Source organism: Salmonella sp. FC25216, assembly GCF_057751355.1.
Genome location: NZ_JBDGON010000001.1, coordinates 325,995 through 345,280, shown reverse-complemented (window position 1 = coordinate 345,280; position 19,286 = coordinate 325,995). Strand labels below are relative to the sequence as shown.

Here is a 19,286-nt window from a genome sequence, read left to right as displayed (position 1 = left end):
CATTAACATGGATTTTGCGTATTAATCATCAAAGATTGGGCTGTCAGCATCATCAATGTTACATGTATCACAGTTTTGTTGAGATAATTCTGGACGTTTAAAATTTTGAGCTGATTCACATGCATTTAGCATTATTACCATGAGAAACAGCATGATATATTTCATCGCCACTCCTTAAATTATTTAATAATGGCCAATAGTTACCAGTATAAACTGACCCCTGTTGTTCCCTGCCAGGTCTTTTCGGATCGTTCACTAAGACCGTTTTGATAATCAACCTTGATATAATAATTTGTATAATCATTCAGCTTTACGGTCACGCCGCCGCTTATTTTTGCAGCAGAACCATTATAGGATGTAAGTAATGAATCCTGGTATCCCGTACTGCCTACGGTAACATTATTTCTGTCTCTGGCGGTCAGTTGATTATTCAGCTCTGCATCAAGGAAGGGGGACCACTGGACCCCGGATATCGTCATAGTATTCCAGTACAAACGAGCTCCAGCGGAGGCGGTTAACTGATTATCCAGATCGTTATTAACGTTTAAATCATCATAACGATAGTCATCTAATTTAACTTTCTGCCAGGATACAGAAATTCGTGGCACCAGTGTCAGCGCCTCATTTAGTACTCGCGGATAGCCCGCTTCAAAAGCCAGAATCTGCCCACGACCATGAATATCAGGTTTACGTGTACTGTTATTCGATTCTACCTGTCCAGAATACCGGGCTAGTTGTAAAGTGGTGTTTGTGTACCAGCCCTGGGTTGCTGTATAACGCCAGTATAAACCTGTAGCGTAAGTATTGAGCTGGTAGCTTCCAAGCTGGGCATTCGAGGTGTAAATGGTTTTGCCCGATACATTAGCATTACTGTCGAGATAACCCACATAAACACCCAGTTTATGACTGCTGTCTTCATCAGCAGGCCATAAATCAGCCCCAATTTGGATACCTTTTACGTGGCCATTCCATGCCGCATTTGTGGCTCCGTCACCTTGATTTTCCTGTTGTCCGTAAAGGGTACGTACCCAAATCCCTTGGCCATTTTGGGCCATTCCACTGGGTTCCGGAACGAGTCTGTCAGCAAACTGTGGTATTAGCGCCAGTCCAGCCTGACGGGTAATATCTCCCAATGCGCTGCTGACGACAGCATCTGCACGCATCGCGCCACGCTGTAGAAAAGAATCATATTGGTAACTTTGCCCGGCAAACACACCATAATCATACAAACCGGTAGTCAGAATGGCATCCTGAGCACTACTATTTTTGATTACCGCATTGGTATCATTACCACTGATACTACCAATGGTTAGGGAGTGTCCGTTAACATCCAGTATACTGCCTGTTGTAGTGTCATACGTTTTTGAAAAAACGATATGGTCAGTATAATTCAAAGCATTATCCGCGTTTATATTGACACTGGCATTTCCTTCTAGTTTCAATGTTGTATTATATAACGAGTTTTCATGATTCAGATTTATCAGTGAATTCCCTTTAAAACGCTGCTCGCCACCATTAATGGCATCCGCAGTATTAATGTTTAATGTCGAATTACCATCAAATAATAAATTTCCGCCATCCACACCATGCTGTGCTGAAATGTTCATGACAGCATCGTCTTTAAATGTGGTAGATGTGCCACCAGTAACTGCCTGGCTGACATTGGCGTTAAATATAGCATTATTACTAAATATTTGTTTGCTGTTACCAGAAATCGCCCCTTTACTGTTGCCATTCAGGATGCTGTTTCCACTAAAATTCTGGCTGCCTCCAGACAGGGTATCTTCGCCATTGGCATTTAATATACTATTATCGTTAAAATTTTGTATCCCCCCGGTAATGGTTGATTTACCGTTAGCATTAAATACTGCATTATCCTGTAATTTTATTTGTCCTCCAATAATAGCCTGATCTGCTTCTGTATTCAGGACTGAGCTTTTTGCCAGGATCTGATATCCACCACTTATACCTTGACTGGCATTGACATTTAATGTTGCATCGTTAAATGTTTGATTGCCACCACTGAGTGCCGTGGCTGCATTCACATTCATTGTCGTACCAGATTGAAATATCTGTTTATTCGTATTATTCGTTTCTCCCGCGATAGCACTAGCGGTATCCGCATTTAATACTGAACTCCCAGTGAACAGTAACGTGCCTCCAGTGACACTACCGTTTCCAGTCACATTGACCTCGCTGGAATCCTGAATGTTTAACTGCCCACCAGACATTCCCCCCGTGGCATTGATATTAACCGTTGACGTTCCTTTAACACTGCCAACTTTACCAGAGGACATCGTATTTTTAGTAAAGGCATCGGATGCGTTTAAATTAAGTGTCGCATCTGTGAATGTCAGTCCCGTGCTGTTAAATACGCCATCGGCTGCATTGATGTTTAGTGTTGTTCCAGCATTGAATATCTGACTACCGCCATTAATTGCTTTTTCAGTATTGGCATTGACTACGCCATTACTACCAGCGAGAGCAGTTAACTTGGCATTGTTTATACCAGAACTGGCATTGATATCGATTTCAACTTTCCCTGGTGTACTTCCGCCTCTTAGCGTGTATGTACCGCCATTTAATCCTGACTCGGCGTTGACTTTTACATGCGTATTCTCTCTGAACTCATAGGTGCCTTTGTTATTATTAAAGGCCTGGCTGGCAGAAACAGTAAGGCTTGTATCTCCCATAAATATCACAGGTGACTTATCTATGTATCCTTCAGTATCAGCATTGATTACTTTGCTTGTACAATATCGAGTAGCTCCACCAGGACAATCAGTCGAAATAGCCGCATTCACTGAGCTGGAAATAAAAGATAATGAAAACACCGCCAATAGCAGGGAAGAACCATATCCAGCAGAACGATGACAGAAAATTATTTTATCCATGGCTGCATCCTATTTATTTTTAGATAATTCAAAAGAATAACTACTGCCGCGTAGATTGGTCATATTCACGCTGACGATGTCCCCGTTAAGAGATACGCGCTTATCAGGGTCACTGGAAATATGGAATGGGATTGCATTATCGGGCAGTTGGAATGACACCCGACTATCACGACGTGGTGAAGATACTGCTATCTGATAACCTTGTGTTGTTGGCGTCATAATCAGGGACATTGGCGTCAATGCATGAATGCCTCCCACAGTTGCAGAACGCCAGAAATTAGCATAAATAACCTGCTGACCTGGTAGCGACACAGCCTGGACTTTTGCATCATTCGCAAGGAGCGTTATGTCAGCATTTACGGAAGGGGATGCGGACCCCGAGGGGAAGACAACCCAGGCATAATGATTATCTGATTCTGCGCTATGAGGCTGGATAATGGTTAAAAATTGTGCCGAAACTTTACCGGATGAGGTGCCGATATCGGCCCAGTTACCCTGACGTTGTTTCACACTAACTTGTGCGCTTGAGCCAGCTAATGGCTTCCAGATAATGTTATTACCTTTATCGTTTAAAACGACAGATTGGGTTGCTTTTCTCTCTTCTCCGGGCTGCAAGACGATGCCATCAACAAGCACTTTTGCCGAGCCACTGATTTTCTGATTAGCAATGGTCGTTACCGCCGGGCTATTACTGGATATCTGGCTCCCAAGCATGATCATTTCATGCGGTGCCATGAACCAGGATTTTTTCGCCTTGAGTGAATAAGTCGGCACTTTTAAATGCATACTCGCGCTTGCCCATTTATTCAGAGTATTGCCACCCGCCCAGGCGATATTTGCCCGACCTAACTGAGTCACACGGTATTGCTCATCACACCAACCCTGCTCGCCAGCAGAGGTGGTGCCTGGTAAAAACCGACTGTCGACCACAGGCCAGTAATCACGATATTGATCGTCATTGGGCAAATACAGCCAGGTCATCCCATCAGATGTTCTCTGCCCTTTTAGATTCTCGTTATTAATACATTCGTAGCTACCAGTACGATTGGAATGCATCGCTACAACAGCCAGATAGTTTGTACCCTGATAAATCAGACGATCCATATCTGCATACAGTTTACCGCCCGCTGTTCGGGGGGCCGGTGGCAAATGGCTATCCTGTTGAATACGCGTAATAACCTGCCAGGAGGTTAAGTTTTCTGGCAAGTGAGTGTGATAATATTCCGTTGTTTTTGAATTTAGCTGGGCTTTTAATACCTGTTCAATGTGGCGCTTTTCTTCTGGTGGCGCACCATTAACAAACAATGCAATGGCATTCATAACTGATGCGCCAACATCCTGATCCTGCCCATTTTTACGTGAAATACTGCGCCCATTGACGGCATCGGGCATTTTTCCCTCATGAAGTAAAGGTAAAAAAGCTTGTCTGATCACGTCATAAATACGGCGATTATCTTCAACTGAGAAATCCCATGGTGTACCTGCGACGCTGTTTTTAATTAATCCCAGACCATTCAGCAAAACCTGGCCATAGGTTCCGCTATAAGGTAAATCTTTATGCTGGATAAACGATCCGTCTTTGTAGAAACCATCTCCGGACTGAACGGTGTTAAGCACTTCAGGTACTGAAGTTACTGCAGCGCTAATTTCTCCAGGATCGTTAGCCAGGAGACCCCGAACAAAAACGACCATTGCGCTGTCAATGCGGTTTCCGCCAGTCGACGTAAAGGCATTTTTTGTGGTGGAGTAGGGGGCTCCGCTTCCTTCAGCTAAATAACGAGGGTCGCGAACAAAATGTCGGGTCGCGAGATTATATTTATCAATCAGCGTGGAAGGGAGATCATCATAAAGTATCACCAGAGTATTGTTAACACTGCGTGAAATGCCTAACTCCCAGTTCCACCAGTTTCCCCATTCTGGGGTCTGATCGTTATAATAGTCCTGGTTCAGATTGATCAGCGCTGATTTAAGTACAGTATACAACTGAGCATTTTTATAAAGATCTGTCCCCGGCGTAGCCCAGGCTTTTGCCAGGGTGAACAGGCGTTGGTATACCGTATAAAGAGTAGTGCCCAGTTTCAGGCGTCCTGATGTGCTTTCACTATCCAGTACGGTATCTGCCCATAACTGGCCTGCGGGGGTATTTTTATCTATTCCTTTCCAGAGTTTATTGGCCGTTTTGTTTAAACTTGCCACATACTCTGCTGATAATTCTGGCGCCGCTGGGCCTGAAGGCACAAAATTCTGCCGCCAGGTATCACGCATACGCTCAATAATATGCTGTTGCTGGGTTGACGTTGTGGTAGTTGATTTTACTACTGGCAGATTTACATTTTCGGTAGCGATCTGTGCATGTACGCTGCCCATACTTAAGCACAATAGCGAAAATGCTAAATTTGTCTTTTTCATTGATGTCACCCTCTATAATCAGAAATTATACTGAACGTTCAGCTTATAAAACCATTTCTGCCGCGACTGCATATCGTTGCCAGACTGATCCTGCATTTTCTCTTCCTGATAATAGGTTTCGGCACCCATAGACCAACGTCCGTTAAAGGAATAATTTGCGCGTAAGCCATAGCGGTTATAAGGTTGTTTTAAAGTAATATTTGAAGCAGGGTTCTTTTCTGATTTCAGTTTAATACTGCGATCAAGAGCAATACGGACATATGGCCCTAACGTTAATTTTCCTGTACGATATTGGTAATCCAGTGTTCCCTGAATTAGCTGATCATCATAGTTATTCGTAACGTCATCAAACTCCGTATGAACCCCCAATGCTACACTATTCGTGCTGTTAATGTTATGGCGGACTCCTGCGTCGAACTCATATCCCCAGTCACTGTATTTTTTAGAACAAAAACCAAAGGCATTGGCATCACTGGCTTTACATTCGCCATTGTTATAAGGGTCGGTAGTTCTGTCGTTCTTACGGCTTCCTTTTGAGTCGGCGATATAAAAGAATCCATTCAGGTAAAAGCGGGAGTCCTGCGTCAGCAGATAATCGAATTGAGGCAGTATTCTGAGTTGTCGCTCATATCGCTCACCATAGTAGTTCGCTTTATCATAAGGAATGATCCGAAAACCAATCCCCGGTCTGAAGATAAAATTACCACTTTTAATATAGTTAGTGGCGTATAGTTCATACAACCCAGATTGAGAGGTGCTTACTTTATTATTATAATCATTCTTATATGGATACTCTTTTAAAAGAATACGGCCGGAGTACGTCCAGTCAGAGTCTTGCGGTCGATAACTGAAGCGAATATACGGGTTGTAAGACGTCAGTCGATGATAGGCAATGTTTTCTTTTTGTGGATAGTATTCGTACTCACTACCGAATTGGATATATCCCCCGGCAAACGCGGGAAACGCACTTATCATCATTAATGCTGTAAAAAACAGAATACAGGGCCGTTGATAGTTTTTCATAAGCTACCTTTATTAATATTAGATTTATTTATGTCGTTATATTCTCAGAGGTATAAATTTAATCGGGAACTAAAAGTCGTAACCCCCTTACGTAATAAGTTGTTTTTAGGACGTGTTGAGCGCCCGGAGACACTTTCAAGAACAATTGGCCACCATCCTTGCTTTATTAATTTGCCATCCTTGAAAGGAGCATCAGGATACTGATCATGAGCAAATGTTACAATGACCTCTTGCGTTTCTTTAATTCCTGTGACGCGAGCTGAAATGGCGTCGATAGTAAAATCAAATGATGCAGTTTCAATTTCCAGAGGTGCCTCATCAATATCCCACAAGCCACATTCTGTTCCAGAATAAAGCATCAATATTAATGTCCGCAGTGACCATAAACTGCTGCCACTACCGCTGTAGCCATCCATCAACCGACGATCGGCTTGAAACAATCCCTGGGTGATGACGCCATGTTGTTCCGCGCCATGTAGTATGAAGAAATGGGTTAGCGTAGAAATGATCCGCTTTAATTGCCCATCAGCCCGACCCGATTGAATGGCATTCGCCATGAGCGCTACAGGTGCTGCAAGCCGATAACTAATACTTCTCCCAAAAAAAGGAAATCCGCATGGTGTAAAGAAATAGCGAAATGTTTTGGCAAATTCGGCGCAACTTTGTGTAATAAATTGATGATCAAAATCAGGGTTTATACGATCGATCCAAAATAAAAGATAGTGAAATGCCCACGAATTATAGTAATCGAAGTTTCCATTCGCCCCATCACGGAACCAGCCCTCACCGACGTAGAACTCTTTCACCCGTGCATAGCGCTGCTCGCTGTTTTCTCCTTTACCGGAAAGCGCCAGTACGACCTGCTGGGTTAACACAATAAATAAATGCCAGTTGTTATCAACGGTTTTACAGTTATTTACCCCTTGAAGCCAGCAAAGAATACGTTCTTGCTCAGATGCGCTATAGCTTTTCCAGACGGTATTGCGTACCAGCCATAACGCCAGAGCAATATCGCAGCATTCACAAATACGCTGATCATAATCTTTGATTTTTCCCCAATATCCTGGATGTTCAGGGTCGGTTCCACAAATAAAAGCTTGTCTTAGCGCCTGACGGACACATTTTCCATAGCTGTCTAACTTACCTTGATTTGTCATTTGATAATGGAGCCAGGCGGCCATCAGCGGTAAGGTTCGGGCCGTTGCTTCAATCGCATCGGACTCGGAACCTTGCTCACTGGGCCAGCCGGGTAAATATGCCCGGCAAAACTGAAAACGGGAGTAATAGAAAAATGAATCAATAAAATACACGGCCATCTGTTCGCATTTTTCCTTAAACGAAAGGTGGTTTTTCGCAAACAACTCAGCCATTTCACTGTTATGTGAAATAAAGGGTTTACGTAATAACACATCACGCTTTAATTTTTGCAGGAACAAAAGGGTATAATCCTTCCATCCGGGATGCTCATGGGGTAACCAGGGGCGTTGTGTCGGTGATATCATTTCTCTCATCACTCCTCATATTCCCGGATAGGTTTAAATCAGATTCAACATTTCAGTCCCGGCAAGCAAAAAGACACCTGCGCCATAATCAATGTTATGGCTGGCGTCCACTCTTCGGGGGTTATAAGCCGGAAGTTGTACCCATCCTAACTTCCCCTGTTCGTCGACACATTCTGTCAGTCCCTGCCAGGCCCGTAGCACGACAGGACGGTATTTATCATCCAGCACGCCATGATTAATTCCCCATGCCAGCGCATAGCAGAACAACGCACTGGCGCTGCTTTCAGGCTCAGGAAAATGTTCAGGATCAAGTAAGCTAGTACGCCATAAGCCATCCGCAGACTGGTATTTCACGACCTGTTCAGCTAGCAGTAGATACTGCGCCAGATAGCGTTCACGGGAAGGGAAGTTCTGGGGTAACCAGGCCAGGAGCCGTGGTATTGCCGCCAGGACCCAGCCGATGCCCCTCGCCCAGAATACTTTCTGCCCGTTCTGTTCACGGACGTCTTCGCCCTCTGGTAAAGGCATATATCGCTTGTCACGATAGTAAAGTCCCGTTTCTGGGTCGTGAAGAAAATCCACGGCATCCCACCAGAAGCGATCCATCTGCTCCCAATAAGCGGGTTGCTGAGAATGAGCGCCGAATGCAGCTAATGTTGGTGCCGCCATAAATAAAGCATCGGCCCACCACCAGATCTCTCTACCTTTTTTCTCGCTTGTCAGCATTGGCTCAAGCGCTTTTTGCGCGTACTGAATGGCGTCATCACAACCTAATGTTTGATAGACCTCCAGATAGCTTTGAAGACAGACCTGATCGTCAGCAAAATTCACCAGCGGTCCAGCCCGAAAACCCGTATTAAGGGTATATTCCGCAAGCCCATTTAAGTACACGTCATCCTGCGTTTCTCGCCATGCTGCGGCAACGCAACTCCAGAAAACACCGCGTTCCCAGTCGGTTGATTTTAAATAGCGGCGTTGTCCCTGGCCCCTGATTACCCAGCGAACCTGGTGTTCTTTTTGCCAGAGATAGACCTTACGCATTAATTGCGTAATTGATTGATGCTGCATAAAATAACCCGTTTGTAGATGCCAGATTTTGTCTGGCAGAATATTAATAATTAAAATCTTTCCAGAGATTGAAATTCAGTCAGAGACCATCATTCATATCATTTGGCTTATCTTCGGTCACAAAATTGTTGATATCAATCAGTCCAATGGAATGATGCCCTAGTTCTACAATGAGTGATGCAAGTTCATCAAGATTTGTAGCATCACGCTCAAGACAGGCATTGGCAATCATGGGTAAATTACTGCCAGTAATCACTCGCATATCAGAGTAATCAGACATGACGGCTGTCGCTCGGTTACAAGGGGAACCTCCAGCAACGTCTGTGAATACCAGAACGCCTTCTCCTGTCTGGCATTTTTCAACTGCCTGTCGGATATGTATTTCTAATTGTTCTGTACTCATGCCCGGAATAAAATCGATATATTCGACACAGGATTGCTCCCCGGCAATAGCTTCAACGGCAGAACGTAACCCTGAGGCAAAATTTATATGGCCTACAACAATTATCCCAATCATTTTTCTACCTTAGAAAATACCAATAACGTGTCCCACGACACCAAGAGCTAGCGTGCCAAATATCAGCGCACTGGGCGATTTACCTTTTTGTACCAGCCAGAACATGATCCAGACCAGCGCCAGCGGTAGCGCATTTGGCAATATCCTGTCCAGAAGGTCGGTTTGAACATTCACATGAGCAGCACCCGCCGTGACCACTAATGGTGTCGATACTTTAACAAAGGCGGCAGTCATAGAACCCAGCACCCCCAGGCCAATGATATTGGCCGCGCGTCCCAGTTTATCTGCCTGCTCGGATAATTTTCCGAGAGCCGCAACACCAGATTTATAGCCAAAAAAGAGCAGCCAGAAATAAACAAAAAAGTGGTAAATCTGGTACAAAATAAAAAATACGAATGGCCCGGCAATGCTACCTTGCAGAGAGATCGCAGCGCCAATACCTAACGTCAAAGGCATCATGGTCATATGGTCAATGGCGTCGCCGATCCCTCCTGTCGGCCCCATTGTCGCTGCTTTGATTGCGTTAATTGTTTCTGGTTTTTCTTTATTCTCTTCCATCGCAATTGCCAGCCCAAGTGGAAATGTAAAAAGCTTGGGGTGCGCATTATAAAATGAAAGGTTATTCTTGAGCGCCAGTGAGAAATCATGTGGATTACGATGAATCTTTTTCAGCGCCGGGATAATGCTAAAACAAAAACCACCGGCCTGCATACGTTCATAATTGAAATTTCCTTCCATAAAAAGACCCCGGAAACCAACTTTCCACAGGTCTCTTTTTGTTATAGCCGAACTAATTTCTTTATCCTGATACTCGGTATCAGGTGATACAGTCAGCTCTTCAGTGGTATCTGTGTCTACGGTTGCTTTAGAGATCATCATGAATATCCTCTAATACTCCTTCCTGATTTTTTCCGGTAGCGCTTCCTGACTGGAAATAATCAAGGATGGCCACGCAAAGAAACGCTATCGCGACAGCAATAATAGGTAATTTAAAATACGTTGTTAAAATGAAACCGATGAAAAAATGTGGCAGTAATTTGACATTAAACATCGTACGTAACAACATGGCAAAGCCCACGGCTGGCATCATTTTCCCTGCGATAGCCATTCCGGCAATAACTTTTTCCGGTAAATAGCTGATAATAAAATCGGCTGCCTGGGTTCCGTAGTAAACTGCCGCAAAAGCAACAACGCCATATAACACGGCTCTGGTAGCCAACCCAAAGTAAAGCATGCGATCAATACCAGAGGCATTTCCCTGCTCAGCATAGCGATCACATTTCTGCATCACCGGTGAAAATGATGTAAATAAGAAAATTACAAGCGCTTGCATTGCCATAGCAAACGGAATCGCCATACCAATCGACGCTTCAGGTGTGATACCCAGTTTAATAGCAAAAGCTGTTCCGACAATAGCTCCGATAGTAACATCTGGTGGTTGTGAACCGGCGTTTGGCACCAGCCCTAACCAGGCTAATTCCATTGCAGCTCCCGCAATTAATCCTGTCTGGACATCGCCTAAAATAAAACCAATCACAGGTCCTGTAATTAAAGGTCGATGAAAGTTTAAGGCAACATCATACTTATCTATTCCGCACAGGGCAGCCCATAAGGCGACCAAAAAAGCCTCATACATAATGACTCCTAAAAATTAATCAGATACAGTCGAAAATGTTTTTCCGTGAGCTTTCTGGCATATGCTGTATTATCGATTCAACGCCTTTTAGCTGAATGCGTTTGAAGGCCTGAATATCAGCCGGGCTAACGGAAACATTTTTGTCAATTTGTCTCCGCTCGGCATTATGATGCATATTACCGACGTTGACCTCATTAAACTTGACTCCTCCCTCAATAAGTTTGGCGACATCTTCTGGTGTTTTACACAGAATGAGTATACGTCTGCGTTCATCAGCTTTATTGATACTACCAATCAAATGCTCGATTGTTCTGAAAAGTACTACATACTCACCGCCGGCAGCGCCTTTAAAAGGTGCCTGTAATACAGGGTTGGCTGCTATTTCATCATTGGCGACAATAATGGTATTTGCACCAGAATACTTTCCCCATGTGATTCGAATTTGTCCATGTAAAAGACGTTCATCAATTCTAACCAGAACAATATTAGCCATTACTTAAATTTTCTCCAAAAGATAACGTACCATCAATGATGGTCTTAAATGATAAAGCTATAGCTACAGTATGAAATAATTCATATTACTCCATACTGTATTTACCTGAAAATCAGAGACTCTTTATTTTTGAGGCGTAAATAAAGTGTTCAGCGAAGTCTGCATCGCCAATCCAGAAATTGGCGATTTGTGACAGATTCTCATTTCGTACAATAAGTATAAGTTTTTTCGCAATAGTACGTAATGTTCTTAAGAACCTTACATCATTTTCATGGGCCGCAAAAAAACCTTCTTCGGGAACAAAATTATCAACCTCGATAATTGCATTTTCTACCCGGTATTCTTTTAAATTTTCTTCTGTTTTGCCACCCTCAAACATCATTTCTTCACTGTTAACAATGCCTCCAGGCATAATCACCGTCATTTTAGACGTAGGGAATAACCGAGAGGTTACTAACTGGATATCATTTGTCAGTATTAACCCAGAATCCCATTTTTGAATTTGTGCCCAATGTCGGGTTAACGCTCCGGCACCAATGAACAATGATTGTTCCAGGCTGCCTATTATTTCCGTCAGCTTCTGCTCCCATCCGTCGCCATTTGAATAAGATAGGGCTTTATTACTCTCTTCTGCCGATATGGCAACATCCTGTTCATGCCCTACCGTTACAGATTCTTTACGATTTCGGGATTCCGCTGAAAAGTTGGCAATGACTCCTTTGTTTAAAATGACATAACCGTTAGAGCGGACAATGTGCCCCATTGACTCCAGGAAACGTAAGTCAGTACGGATAGTCGCTCCGGATACTCCAAAATATTCGGTAAGATCCCCAACACTGACCTTACCTCTCACTCCAACCAGATTCGCGATTTCCATGCGACGTTCAATCGCGCTTTTCATAAGCTCTCCATTGAACGCTGTTAAAACCTTTCATCATTTTTCATTCTCTTTCATTGTCTACAATATGAACCTAAACCAGTGTTTTAAAAACCACCATCGTTACTAATTGTGGAACATGTCACAAAAAATGTTAACTTTAGTCATAATTTACAACTTAAATATTAAAAATCAGTAAGTTATGAAAAGATAATGACTAAGAGGCTATTCTCGGCATCCTATCCTCGAGCAAACTGGGGACAAATCTCCTGTTATCCTGCTTACTGTTCTCATTGTTTTGACTTCAGACGGTTCCGTTTGGCTACTTTTCTAAGGGATGGCTATCATCGTCTGGTGTAGCAACATATTCCCTAACATTTTGTAAAACGATATTATTCTTGGTATATCAGGCAATTAAATCAGAAGGGGGGGAGAAGAGATCTATAGCTATTCCGGACATCCGCTGTCCGCGTTGGGAATGGGTAAAGGGTGAGTTTAGGTTAATGTAAAGTTGAATAACTATTTGTATGATAAAGACTTATCACACCTGGGCAACCGGGCGACGCCTCGTTGTTTTGTTGTCATTGAGCTGAAACGCGATGAGACTGTAGCGCATAAAAGAATAGTGGCGCTGGTTGAGCAGATCTCTGGAAAAAGGAAAAACAGATCTCATAGACAGGAAGATACGTTGATTGTACTGTCGTCAGGTGAGCGTATTGCTATATCCACTCAATCGGTTTAGGGAATGTTGAACTGCTTATTGATTTTTTCTGTTGAGATAATTTTGTGGTTGAGAAGGGAGGGCAGATAGAATAATGGGATCTCACGTCTCACCCTATATGAAGACTCCAGCCTCATCACCCGTAACGTCATAATTACGTAAGCCCCTTTACTTTGATTATCATTTATATTGAATATAAATAATCACTCAATATAATTAAAAAATCAGAAAAAATGCCCCACTGTTGAGCTGATATTAACGCCTGTCTTGCTGAAACAGAGTAATGTGACGCTATCCAGAGATATGTTCTGTTGCGGTTACAGGGGGAGGTATGCACACCTTTAAACCATACTCACTAAGACATAGCGACCTGTTATATGAAGATATTCCGTTAGAAATACGCGAGCAGATAATTGTATTGATTATCAATACGTTAGGGAGTTGCTCCTCTTTTTATGATATGACATTATACTGTTATCATAATAGTCATTCTGACGAAGTTTATCGAAGGATATGTAAGACGCTACGCAAAGAGTATGGCTTATTCACCCTATATGCGCATTCAACGTCATATCTGGATGAAATTAGTAATTTGTTATTAAAAACAGACGATAAAAGAAAACATATTGATGCAATTGAGCTTGCTTTTAAATATATAGACACTTACCTTCGGACCTATGAAGTCACGCTTGGGTTAGAACCAGATAAAGCGATTAGTGAATTAAATAATATATTTCATGATCATGATTTAAAATATCGATATGAAAATGGTAGAATCGTAAGGTTGCGCAGAATAAAACGTCTTAAAAATATACGTTATTATTTGTATTCCCCAGGAGAGTATGGTTTTGTCGAATACGATCTTATGGAAGCGTATAATCGTCTGATGCTTAATGATTTTGCCCGTGTCGTAAGTGAATGCCACGCTGTCTTCAGAAGAGTTCTTATCAGAATTCATGAGAGAAAGGGTATCGTATATCATGAGCAAGATAGTTTAAATACGCTAATGGCAAATCTGATGACGAGAGGCGTTATATCTGCTGAATATGAGCGTAAATTTCATTTTTTAAGTAATGTGCTGGAGTCAGAAATATTTCCGCCAATTGCACAAGAAAAGTCGCATCATCACTACGTAATGATGCTTCGTATCTCTGAAGAGTTGGCTTGTAGTATCTATTATCTTACTGAGCGGAGTATATTTTTTCTTACCCAGCGGGCTGAAGAAGATGATGTGGTGACATAATAATTACCATACTGTCGCTAAGTCAGGATGTATCATCTTTATTTAAACTTGTTCAGATGTCTGAATTTTTTGTCCTGCCGTCTGCTTTTTTAGTGATGAGCTGTTCAGTGCAATAATAAGCGGTACAGTACGATGACTGATTTTTAACCTGTATATCGTCTGTGTCGCATTTACTCATGGGTATTGGGTCAGGGAGAGAGAGGAATGAGGACTATTTTAAAGCCTTTTTTACTGGCGGTAACCTTGATGTTAACCTTAATAAGGCCTGGCTTTGCAACGGAGGATGGAGTGATAACTATAGTTAAAACCTACAGCGCTTATGACTATCCGCAGACCCGGTCGCGGTTAATGCAAGCTGTCGCTGATCACGGTCTGGTATTATTTGGAGAATTTGACCATGCCAGAGCGGCACAGGATGTTAACCTGAAAATGCCGCCGACAACGGTTCTGGTCTTTGGCAATCCTAAAGGCGGAACGCCTCTCATGCTGACGCACCCCGAACTGGCGCTGGATTTACCGTTTCGGGTTCTCATTAGCCAGCAAGCCGATGGGCGAACGTTGGTCAGTTATCATCCGGCTGAAACGCTGCAACGTTATGGTCTTGATACCGCAGCCATACAGGCTTTGAAAAAACTGGAACAGCTCGTTGAAAAAAGTATCCACTAAAGCTGAAAATCTGGCCTCAATCGGACAATGTGTTTGCATGGGTGATGTCGCGAATAAATACGGTCACATCGTCCATTACCTGATGAGATAATGCGGCATCGAAGGTGGCGCTATCAGCATTACAGAATCCGTGCCGCGCATCGTACATTTTACACTGCACCCGAGGGCACTTTTCCAGCGTCTGTCGCATGGCGAGGGGATCAAATGCCGGCTCATAACGCGCGATAATAACCAGCGCCGGACAGAGAGGCGTAAGATGGGGGTATTGGCGTATACGGGAACCGTAATAGCAAATGACGCCATCGCATAACCCACTGGCCGCACTTAGCCATGCGAGCGTTGCGCCGACGCTATATCCAATGACGATCAGCGTCTCGTACTGCGCTCTGAGATCGTTGAGTAACGTGGTCACGATGGCGGGATCAAAACCGACATTTTCTGAAAAGTGACGGTAAGCCTCTTGTTGCTGTTCATAGCGAAAGGGGGTGTTGTGAGGAAACAACGTGGGAGTATAGACGTCGAATCCGCGCGTCATCCATTCATGGCCTGCGCGTTGGATATGATCGTTAATACCATAAATTTCATGCAGAATAATCGCTGCCCGGCGATGGCCGCTCGACAGGCTGGAGGTGTTGCTGCCTCCGGATATGCCAGGGGCGAAAAACACAGTGTTTTTTATCATAACGCGTTCTTGATACAAAGGGGGCGGGCTGGATTTTCGCCGATCACGTTATTTCAGGGGCTTTGTTCCTGTCAATGTACAAGCACATTTTATGGAATGATTTTTGGTTGATAAATTCATTATTGGTAAACCAATAATAGCGTTCATCTCCAGGTGTCAGGGCTAAAGGTGGATCATCAGTGGTGTATTATCTATTATTTTTCCCTTCATCTGGCTTCGCTGCCGAAAATGGGGCACATTATTGTGCTGCTGGTTGACCAGTTTCGCGTTTTTGGTGTGCTAAGCGTGCTATCCCTCTTTACAAATGCTATAGTCTGACACCGGGAAATCGCATCGGACGGGCACAACCAATATGAAATCAAACACTTCTCAGCAAAGACCCTACCAGGAAGTGGGCGCAATGATACGCGATCTGATTGTTCAGACGCCGTACCGCCCCGGGGAGCGCTTGCCGCCGGAGCGAGAGATCGCTGAGAGGCTCAACGTGACACGCACCGTCGTGCGTGAAGCGTTGATCATGCTGGAAATTAAAGGTCTGGTTGAAGTTCGGCGCGGCGCCGGAATTTACGTGCTCGACAGCGCGGATGATGACGAGATTGAAGGCGCTGACGTCAACCACTGTAATGACGCCGGACCGTTTGAACTGTTGCAGGCGCGTCAGTTGCTGGAAAGCAACATCGCTGAATTTGCCGCTCTGCAGGCCACCCGTGAAGACATCATTAAAATGCGCCAGGCGTTACAACTGGAAGAGCGAGAGCTGGCCTCCAGCGCGCCGGGCGGCTCAGAAAGCGGCGATATGCAGTTTCATCTGGCTATTGCTGAAGCGACCCATAACAGCATGTTGGTAGAGCTCTTCCGCCAGTCCTGGCAATGGCGTGAAAATAACCCGATGTGGCTCCAGCTTCATAGCCATCTGGGCGATACGCTTTACCGTAAAGAGTGGCTGGTAGATCATAAGCAGATCCTCGCGGCGTTAATTAAGAAAGACGCCCGCGCTGCGAAGCTGGCGATGTGGCAGCACCTGGAGAACGTGAAGCAGCGTCTGCTGGAGTTTTCCAATGTCGATGACATTTACTTTGACGGCTACCTGTTTGAGTCATGGCCGTTGGACAAAGTCGACGCCTGATCATACCTGGAATAGTGTGGGCAGACCCAGTCCACGCTTCACTTCCTGTAGCGTCTTTTGAGTGACTTCATGCGCCCGCTCGCTGCCTTTTTTCAGCAATTCTAACAGCATTCCCTTATCCGCAATAAAGGTTGCCCGCCGTTCTCGTATTGGCGCGATCAGCTCTTGCAGACAGCTCTCCAGCTCATTTTTACAGACACGATCGCCTAATCCGCCTTGTTGATAATGTGCTTTCATCGCCGCGACTTTAGCTTTATCAGGATAGAACGCATCCAGCCACGTAAAGACGACGTTACCTTCTATTTTTCCCGGATCGCTAATTTTTAAATGCCCGGGATCGGTATACATCGCGCTGACTGCACGGTGAATGGTCTCTTCGCTGGCGGAAAGGAGCAGGGTATTGCCGAGCGATTTCGACATCTTGGCGCTGCCGTCAATGCCGGGCAACCGGCCGGTATCGCTCAGTAGCGCCTGACAGTGCCGCAATACCGGCGAGGAGAAAAGATTATTCATCTTATGGACGATCTCATTCGTTTGCTCAATCATTGGCAACTGATCGTCGCCAACCGGTACCCGCTCGGCCTTAAAAGCGGTGATATCTGCCGCCTGGCTAATGGGATACACCATAAACCCGACCGGCAGAGAACGGGCAAAGCCTTTCTGGGCAATCTCATTTTTTACCGTGGGATTACGCTCTACTCGGGCGACGGTAACAATATTCATATACAGCACCGTTAATTCGGCGAGGGCGGGTAAAGCGGATTGCAGGCAGATCGTCGTCAGCGCGGGATCGATACCGACGGCCAGATAGTCGGCTAATACTTCCGGGATATTATCGCGGATTTTTTGTGGATTACTGCCGTTATCGGTGAGTCCCTGGAGGTCGGCAATCAGGACATACTGTTGGTGATCCTGCTGCAGCGCGACGCGCTGGCGTAGTGAACCGACATAATGGCCGAGGTGCAGCGCGCCGGTGGGGCGATCGCCTGTCAGAATCGTGGGAAGGGTGTTCATTAAGGACTCCTTTATGCTTACTGTAAAGCCGAAAGACGTCCCGAAACACAGTAGCCGCCTTTCGGCGGCTACTTAAAGAGGAATACTGATCCGTGCCGCCTTCAGGAAGGCAGCCACCAACGGAGATGATGTTGCGTAGCGTTGGATCGTTTCATGTTCATGTGACCTAACGTACCACGACTAAACGTAAGGGTAAAGCGGCTGCTGTATCTTGCGGGCACAAAGTCATATCGCCTGACCATAGAACATGTCGTTTAATCTGAAACGTGATTTTATCAATGGTGCCCAAAAATACGTGGCGCTGAAAAGCGCATTTTTGATGCAAATCATTTATTACTGTGATAACTCAGCGCGAGATAAAAGCATTAAATATATTCACATACTAAATATGTTCTATTGGAATGGTTGTTATTGATATTACAAAAGTCTAAAAAACCCATTGATGTGAAAAGGAATAAGAATTGTCTATATTCTGATTCTGTGCGATTAAGTAATTTCTCGGATAAAAATAAGAAATAATATTGATATTTCTTTTTTGATATGGTTCTTATAGCGGCTATGGTTATTCAGAGAACGATGTTTGAATGCCAGGCGTAATAGATTTTACGTCAGTAATGTTATTGTAAAATGGATTGTTTATGGCAGAAGGTATTTAGCAAGAATCCAGTTATATCAAATCGTTGGGCATTTAACCTGGTATATAGGGATACCAACGAGATGGCTGGAAAATGGAACGTTCTTTCATTGTTGGCGTTCTGTCCTTGTCAGCCTGCTTTGCCGCCTGATAATCACGGAGGGAGGATGGACGCCATCTATTTAAAACTGGACGGTATTGAAGGCGAAAGCCAGACCAAAGGTTTCGAAAAACAAATAAAACTTATTGCTTACAACCACAACCCGGCGAAGCGGGAGCCCGGTGAATCGAGAGGAGCATATATTGGAGGATTAACGCTGACAAAGCCTGTCGATCTTGCTACGCCTGGCCTCTATGAGCACTATTGTAGCGGGAAAACGGTGAAAGAAGGCGTGCTGACATTATGCCGTAGTGATAAGGGAGCAATGCTGCCATTTATTATTTATACGCTTACCAATGTGCGGATCTCACGCATGAGCAATCATGGCGACGCCGAAGACAGCGCCACGGAGACTGTAGATTTGCTTTATAGCCATATTCGCTGGGATATACCCGCATTGGCGCCGAAAAGCAAAACACGGCTGCCTCTGCACCGACAGGAGTTATGGCGATGAGGGCAAAACGGGCTTACAGACTCGCAGTGGAGGACCCGCAGTATGTCGAAACGGTATTTAGCGGCTTGCAAAAGTAATTTAGCGCTTATGTAGCCAATCGATTGCTTAAAAATGCCATAACGCGTGGTTCTTACACCCGTTATGATTTTTACGCATAGCCGCTAATA

At 44.4% G+C, this 19,286-nt stretch carries 17 protein-coding genes; 4 read left to right on the top strand and 13 right to left on the bottom strand.

Annotation, left to right across the window (positions count from 1 at the left end; all coding sequences use genetic code 11):
- Positions 1-21: 21 nt before the first annotated feature.
- The 11 genes from AC3G3F_RS01580 to AC3G3F_RS01530 all read right to left on the bottom strand — a co-directional run bounded on the left by AC3G3F_RS01580 (position 22) and on the right by AC3G3F_RS01530 (position 12,443).
- Complete coding sequence (locus tag AC3G3F_RS01580) at positions 22-165, bottom strand: hypothetical protein (RefSeq protein WP_001767846.1); 144 nt, start codon at positions 163-165, stop codon at positions 22-24.
- 35 nt (positions 166-200) lie between these two features.
- Entirely contained in the window at positions 201-2,894 is a 2,694-nt protein-coding gene (locus AC3G3F_RS01575) for an autotransporter domain-containing protein (RefSeq protein WP_079796207.1), read from the bottom strand.
- A 9-nt stretch (positions 2,895-2,903) separates the two neighbouring features.
- Positions 2,904-5,303 (bottom strand): polysaccharide lyase 8 family protein, encoded by a 2,400-nt coding sequence (locus AC3G3F_RS01570; RefSeq protein ID WP_488394296.1) that lies wholly within the window; start codon positions 5,301-5,303, stop codon positions 2,904-2,906.
- Between the two features lie 18 nt (positions 5,304-5,321).
- Complete coding sequence (locus AC3G3F_RS01565; protein WP_012291304.1) at positions 5,322-6,326, bottom strand: hypothetical protein; 1,005 nt, start codon at positions 6,324-6,326, stop codon at positions 5,322-5,324.
- A 44-nt stretch (positions 6,327-6,370) separates the two neighbouring features.
- Positions 6,371-7,828: a DUF2264 domain-containing protein gene (locus AC3G3F_RS01560; protein WP_088734415.1), complete on the bottom strand. Its 1,458-nt coding sequence runs from the start codon at positions 7,826-7,828 to the stop codon at positions 6,371-6,373.
- Positions 7,829-7,861: 33 nt separating this feature from the next.
- The gene (locus AC3G3F_RS01555) at positions 7,862-8,896 is read right to left on the bottom strand and encodes a glycoside hydrolase family 88/105 protein (RefSeq protein ID WP_488394295.1); all 1,035 of its coding nucleotides are present in this window, start codon (positions 8,894-8,896) and stop codon (positions 7,862-7,864) included.
- Positions 8,897-8,975: 79 nt separating this feature from the next.
- On the bottom strand, positions 8,976-9,413 hold the full coding sequence (gene agaF / locus AC3G3F_RS01550; protein ID WP_012291315.1) for a PTS galactosamine/N-acetylgalactosamine transporter subunit IIA: 438 nt from the start codon (positions 9,411-9,413) through the stop codon (positions 8,976-8,978).
- 9 nt (positions 9,414-9,422) lie between these two features.
- The gene (locus tag AC3G3F_RS01545) at positions 9,423-10,289 is read right to left on the bottom strand and encodes a PTS system mannose/fructose/sorbose family transporter subunit IID (protein ID WP_023247564.1); all 867 of its coding nucleotides are present in this window, start codon (positions 10,287-10,289) and stop codon (positions 9,423-9,425) included.
- On the bottom strand, positions 10,279-11,052 hold the full coding sequence (gene agaW, locus AC3G3F_RS01540; RefSeq protein WP_024149626.1) for a PTS N-acetylgalactosamine transporter subunit IIC: 774 nt from the start codon (positions 11,050-11,052) through the stop codon (positions 10,279-10,281). The genes AC3G3F_RS01545 and agaW overlap by 11 nt, the downstream gene beginning before the upstream one ends.
- A gap of 16 nt (positions 11,053-11,068) precedes the next feature.
- On the bottom strand, positions 11,069-11,542 hold the full coding sequence (locus AC3G3F_RS01535) for a PTS sugar transporter subunit IIB (protein WP_023247562.1): 474 nt from the start codon (positions 11,540-11,542) through the stop codon (positions 11,069-11,071).
- A 112-nt stretch (positions 11,543-11,654) separates the two neighbouring features.
- Entirely contained in the window at positions 11,655-12,443 is a 789-nt protein-coding gene (locus AC3G3F_RS01530; RefSeq protein ID WP_053529537.1) for a DeoR family transcriptional regulator, read from the bottom strand.
- 1,028 nt (positions 12,444-13,471) lie between these two features.
- Between AC3G3F_RS01530 and AC3G3F_RS01525 the strand changes: the two genes are divergently transcribed.
- Together AC3G3F_RS01525 and AC3G3F_RS01520 are read left to right on the top strand one after the other, a co-directional pair.
- On the top strand, positions 13,472-14,383 hold the full coding sequence (locus AC3G3F_RS01525; RefSeq protein ID WP_053507643.1) for an STM4504/CBY_0614 family protein: 912 nt from the start codon (positions 13,472-13,474) through the stop codon (positions 14,381-14,383).
- Between the two features lie 204 nt (positions 14,384-14,587).
- Positions 14,588-15,049 (top strand): DUF302 domain-containing protein, encoded by a 462-nt coding sequence (locus tag AC3G3F_RS01520; protein ID WP_023247559.1) that lies wholly within the window; start codon positions 14,588-14,590, stop codon positions 15,047-15,049.
- A gap of 16 nt (positions 15,050-15,065) precedes the next feature.
- Here the strand turns inward: AC3G3F_RS01520 and AC3G3F_RS01515 are convergent, their stop codons facing one another.
- The gene (locus AC3G3F_RS01515; protein ID WP_053507642.1) at positions 15,066-15,731 is read right to left on the bottom strand and encodes a dienelactone hydrolase family protein; all 666 of its coding nucleotides are present in this window, start codon (positions 15,729-15,731) and stop codon (positions 15,066-15,068) included.
- A 352-nt stretch (positions 15,732-16,083) separates the two neighbouring features.
- Here AC3G3F_RS01515 and uxuR point away from each other — a divergent pair, with 352 nt between their 5' ends.
- A complete protein-coding gene (gene uxuR / locus AC3G3F_RS01510; protein ID WP_023247556.1) occupies positions 16,084-16,857 on the top strand; it encodes a Uxu operon transcriptional regulator in 774 nt (257 codons plus the stop codon).
- On the opposite strand, the gene trpS is transcribed toward uxuR, so the two are convergent.
- A complete protein-coding gene (trpS, locus tag AC3G3F_RS01505) occupies positions 16,858-17,871 on the bottom strand; it encodes a tryptophan--tRNA ligase (protein ID WP_023247555.1) in 1,014 nt (337 codons plus the stop codon). It lies immediately after the preceding gene.
- 717 nt (positions 17,872-18,588) lie between these two features.
- On the opposite strand from trpS, the gene AC3G3F_RS01500 reads away from it, so the two are divergent.
- Positions 18,589-19,119, top strand: coding sequence for an Hcp family type VI secretion system effector (locus AC3G3F_RS01500; RefSeq protein WP_072158623.1), 531 nt, complete (start codon positions 18,589-18,591; stop codon positions 19,117-19,119).
- The last annotated feature ends 167 nt before the right edge of the window (positions 19,120-19,286 follow it).

Bases quoted from the DNA above. Each gene is read 5' to 3' on its own strand.
- AC3G3F_RS01570 (WP_488394296.1), bottom strand. From the start codon at position 5,303: ATGAAAAAGACAAATTTAGCATTTTCGCTATTGTGCTTAAGTATGGGC.
- AC3G3F_RS01500 (WP_072158623.1), top strand. From the start codon at position 18,589: ATGGCTGGAAAATGGAACGTTCTTTCATTGTTGGCGTTCTGTCCTTGT.
- AC3G3F_RS01580 (WP_001767846.1), bottom strand. From the start codon at position 165: ATGAAATATATCATGCTGTTTCTCATGGTAATAATGCTAAATGCATGT.
- AC3G3F_RS01525 (WP_053507643.1), top strand. From the start codon at position 13,472: ATGCACACCTTTAAACCATACTCACTAAGACATAGCGACCTGTTATAT.
- AC3G3F_RS01565 (WP_012291304.1), bottom strand. From the start codon at position 6,326: ATGAAAAACTATCAACGGCCCTGTATTCTGTTTTTTACAGCATTAATG.
- AC3G3F_RS01555 (WP_488394295.1), bottom strand. From the start codon at position 8,896: ATGCAGCATCAATCAATTACGCAATTAATGCGTAAGGTCTATCTCTGG.
- uxuR (WP_023247556.1), top strand. From the start codon at position 16,084: ATGAAATCAAACACTTCTCAGCAAAGACCCTACCAGGAAGTGGGCGCA.
- AC3G3F_RS01575 (WP_079796207.1), bottom strand. From the start codon at position 2,894: ATGGATAAAATAATTTTCTGTCATCGTTCTGCTGGATATGGTTCTTCC.
- AC3G3F_RS01515 (WP_053507642.1), bottom strand. From the start codon at position 15,731: ATGATAAAAAACACTGTGTTTTTCGCCCCTGGCATATCCGGAGGCAGC.
- AC3G3F_RS01535 (WP_023247562.1), bottom strand. From the start codon at position 11,542: ATGGCTAATATTGTTCTGGTTAGAATTGATGAACGTCTTTTACATGGA.
- AC3G3F_RS01520 (WP_023247559.1), top strand. From the start codon at position 14,588: ATGAGGACTATTTTAAAGCCTTTTTTACTGGCGGTAACCTTGATGTTA.
- AC3G3F_RS01530 (WP_053529537.1), bottom strand. From the start codon at position 12,443: ATGAAAAGCGCGATTGAACGTCGCATGGAAATCGCGAATCTGGTTGGA.
- trpS (WP_023247555.1), bottom strand. From the start codon at position 17,871: ATGAACACCCTTCCCACGATTCTGACAGGCGATCGCCCCACCGGCGCG.
- AC3G3F_RS01545 (WP_023247564.1), bottom strand. From the start codon at position 10,289: ATGATCTCTAAAGCAACCGTAGACACAGATACCACTGAAGAGCTGACT.
- AC3G3F_RS01560 (WP_088734415.1), bottom strand. From the start codon at position 7,828: ATGATATCACCGACACAACGCCCCTGGTTACCCCATGAGCATCCCGGA.
- agaF (WP_012291315.1), bottom strand. From the start codon at position 9,413: ATGATTGGGATAATTGTTGTAGGCCATATAAATTTTGCCTCAGGGTTA.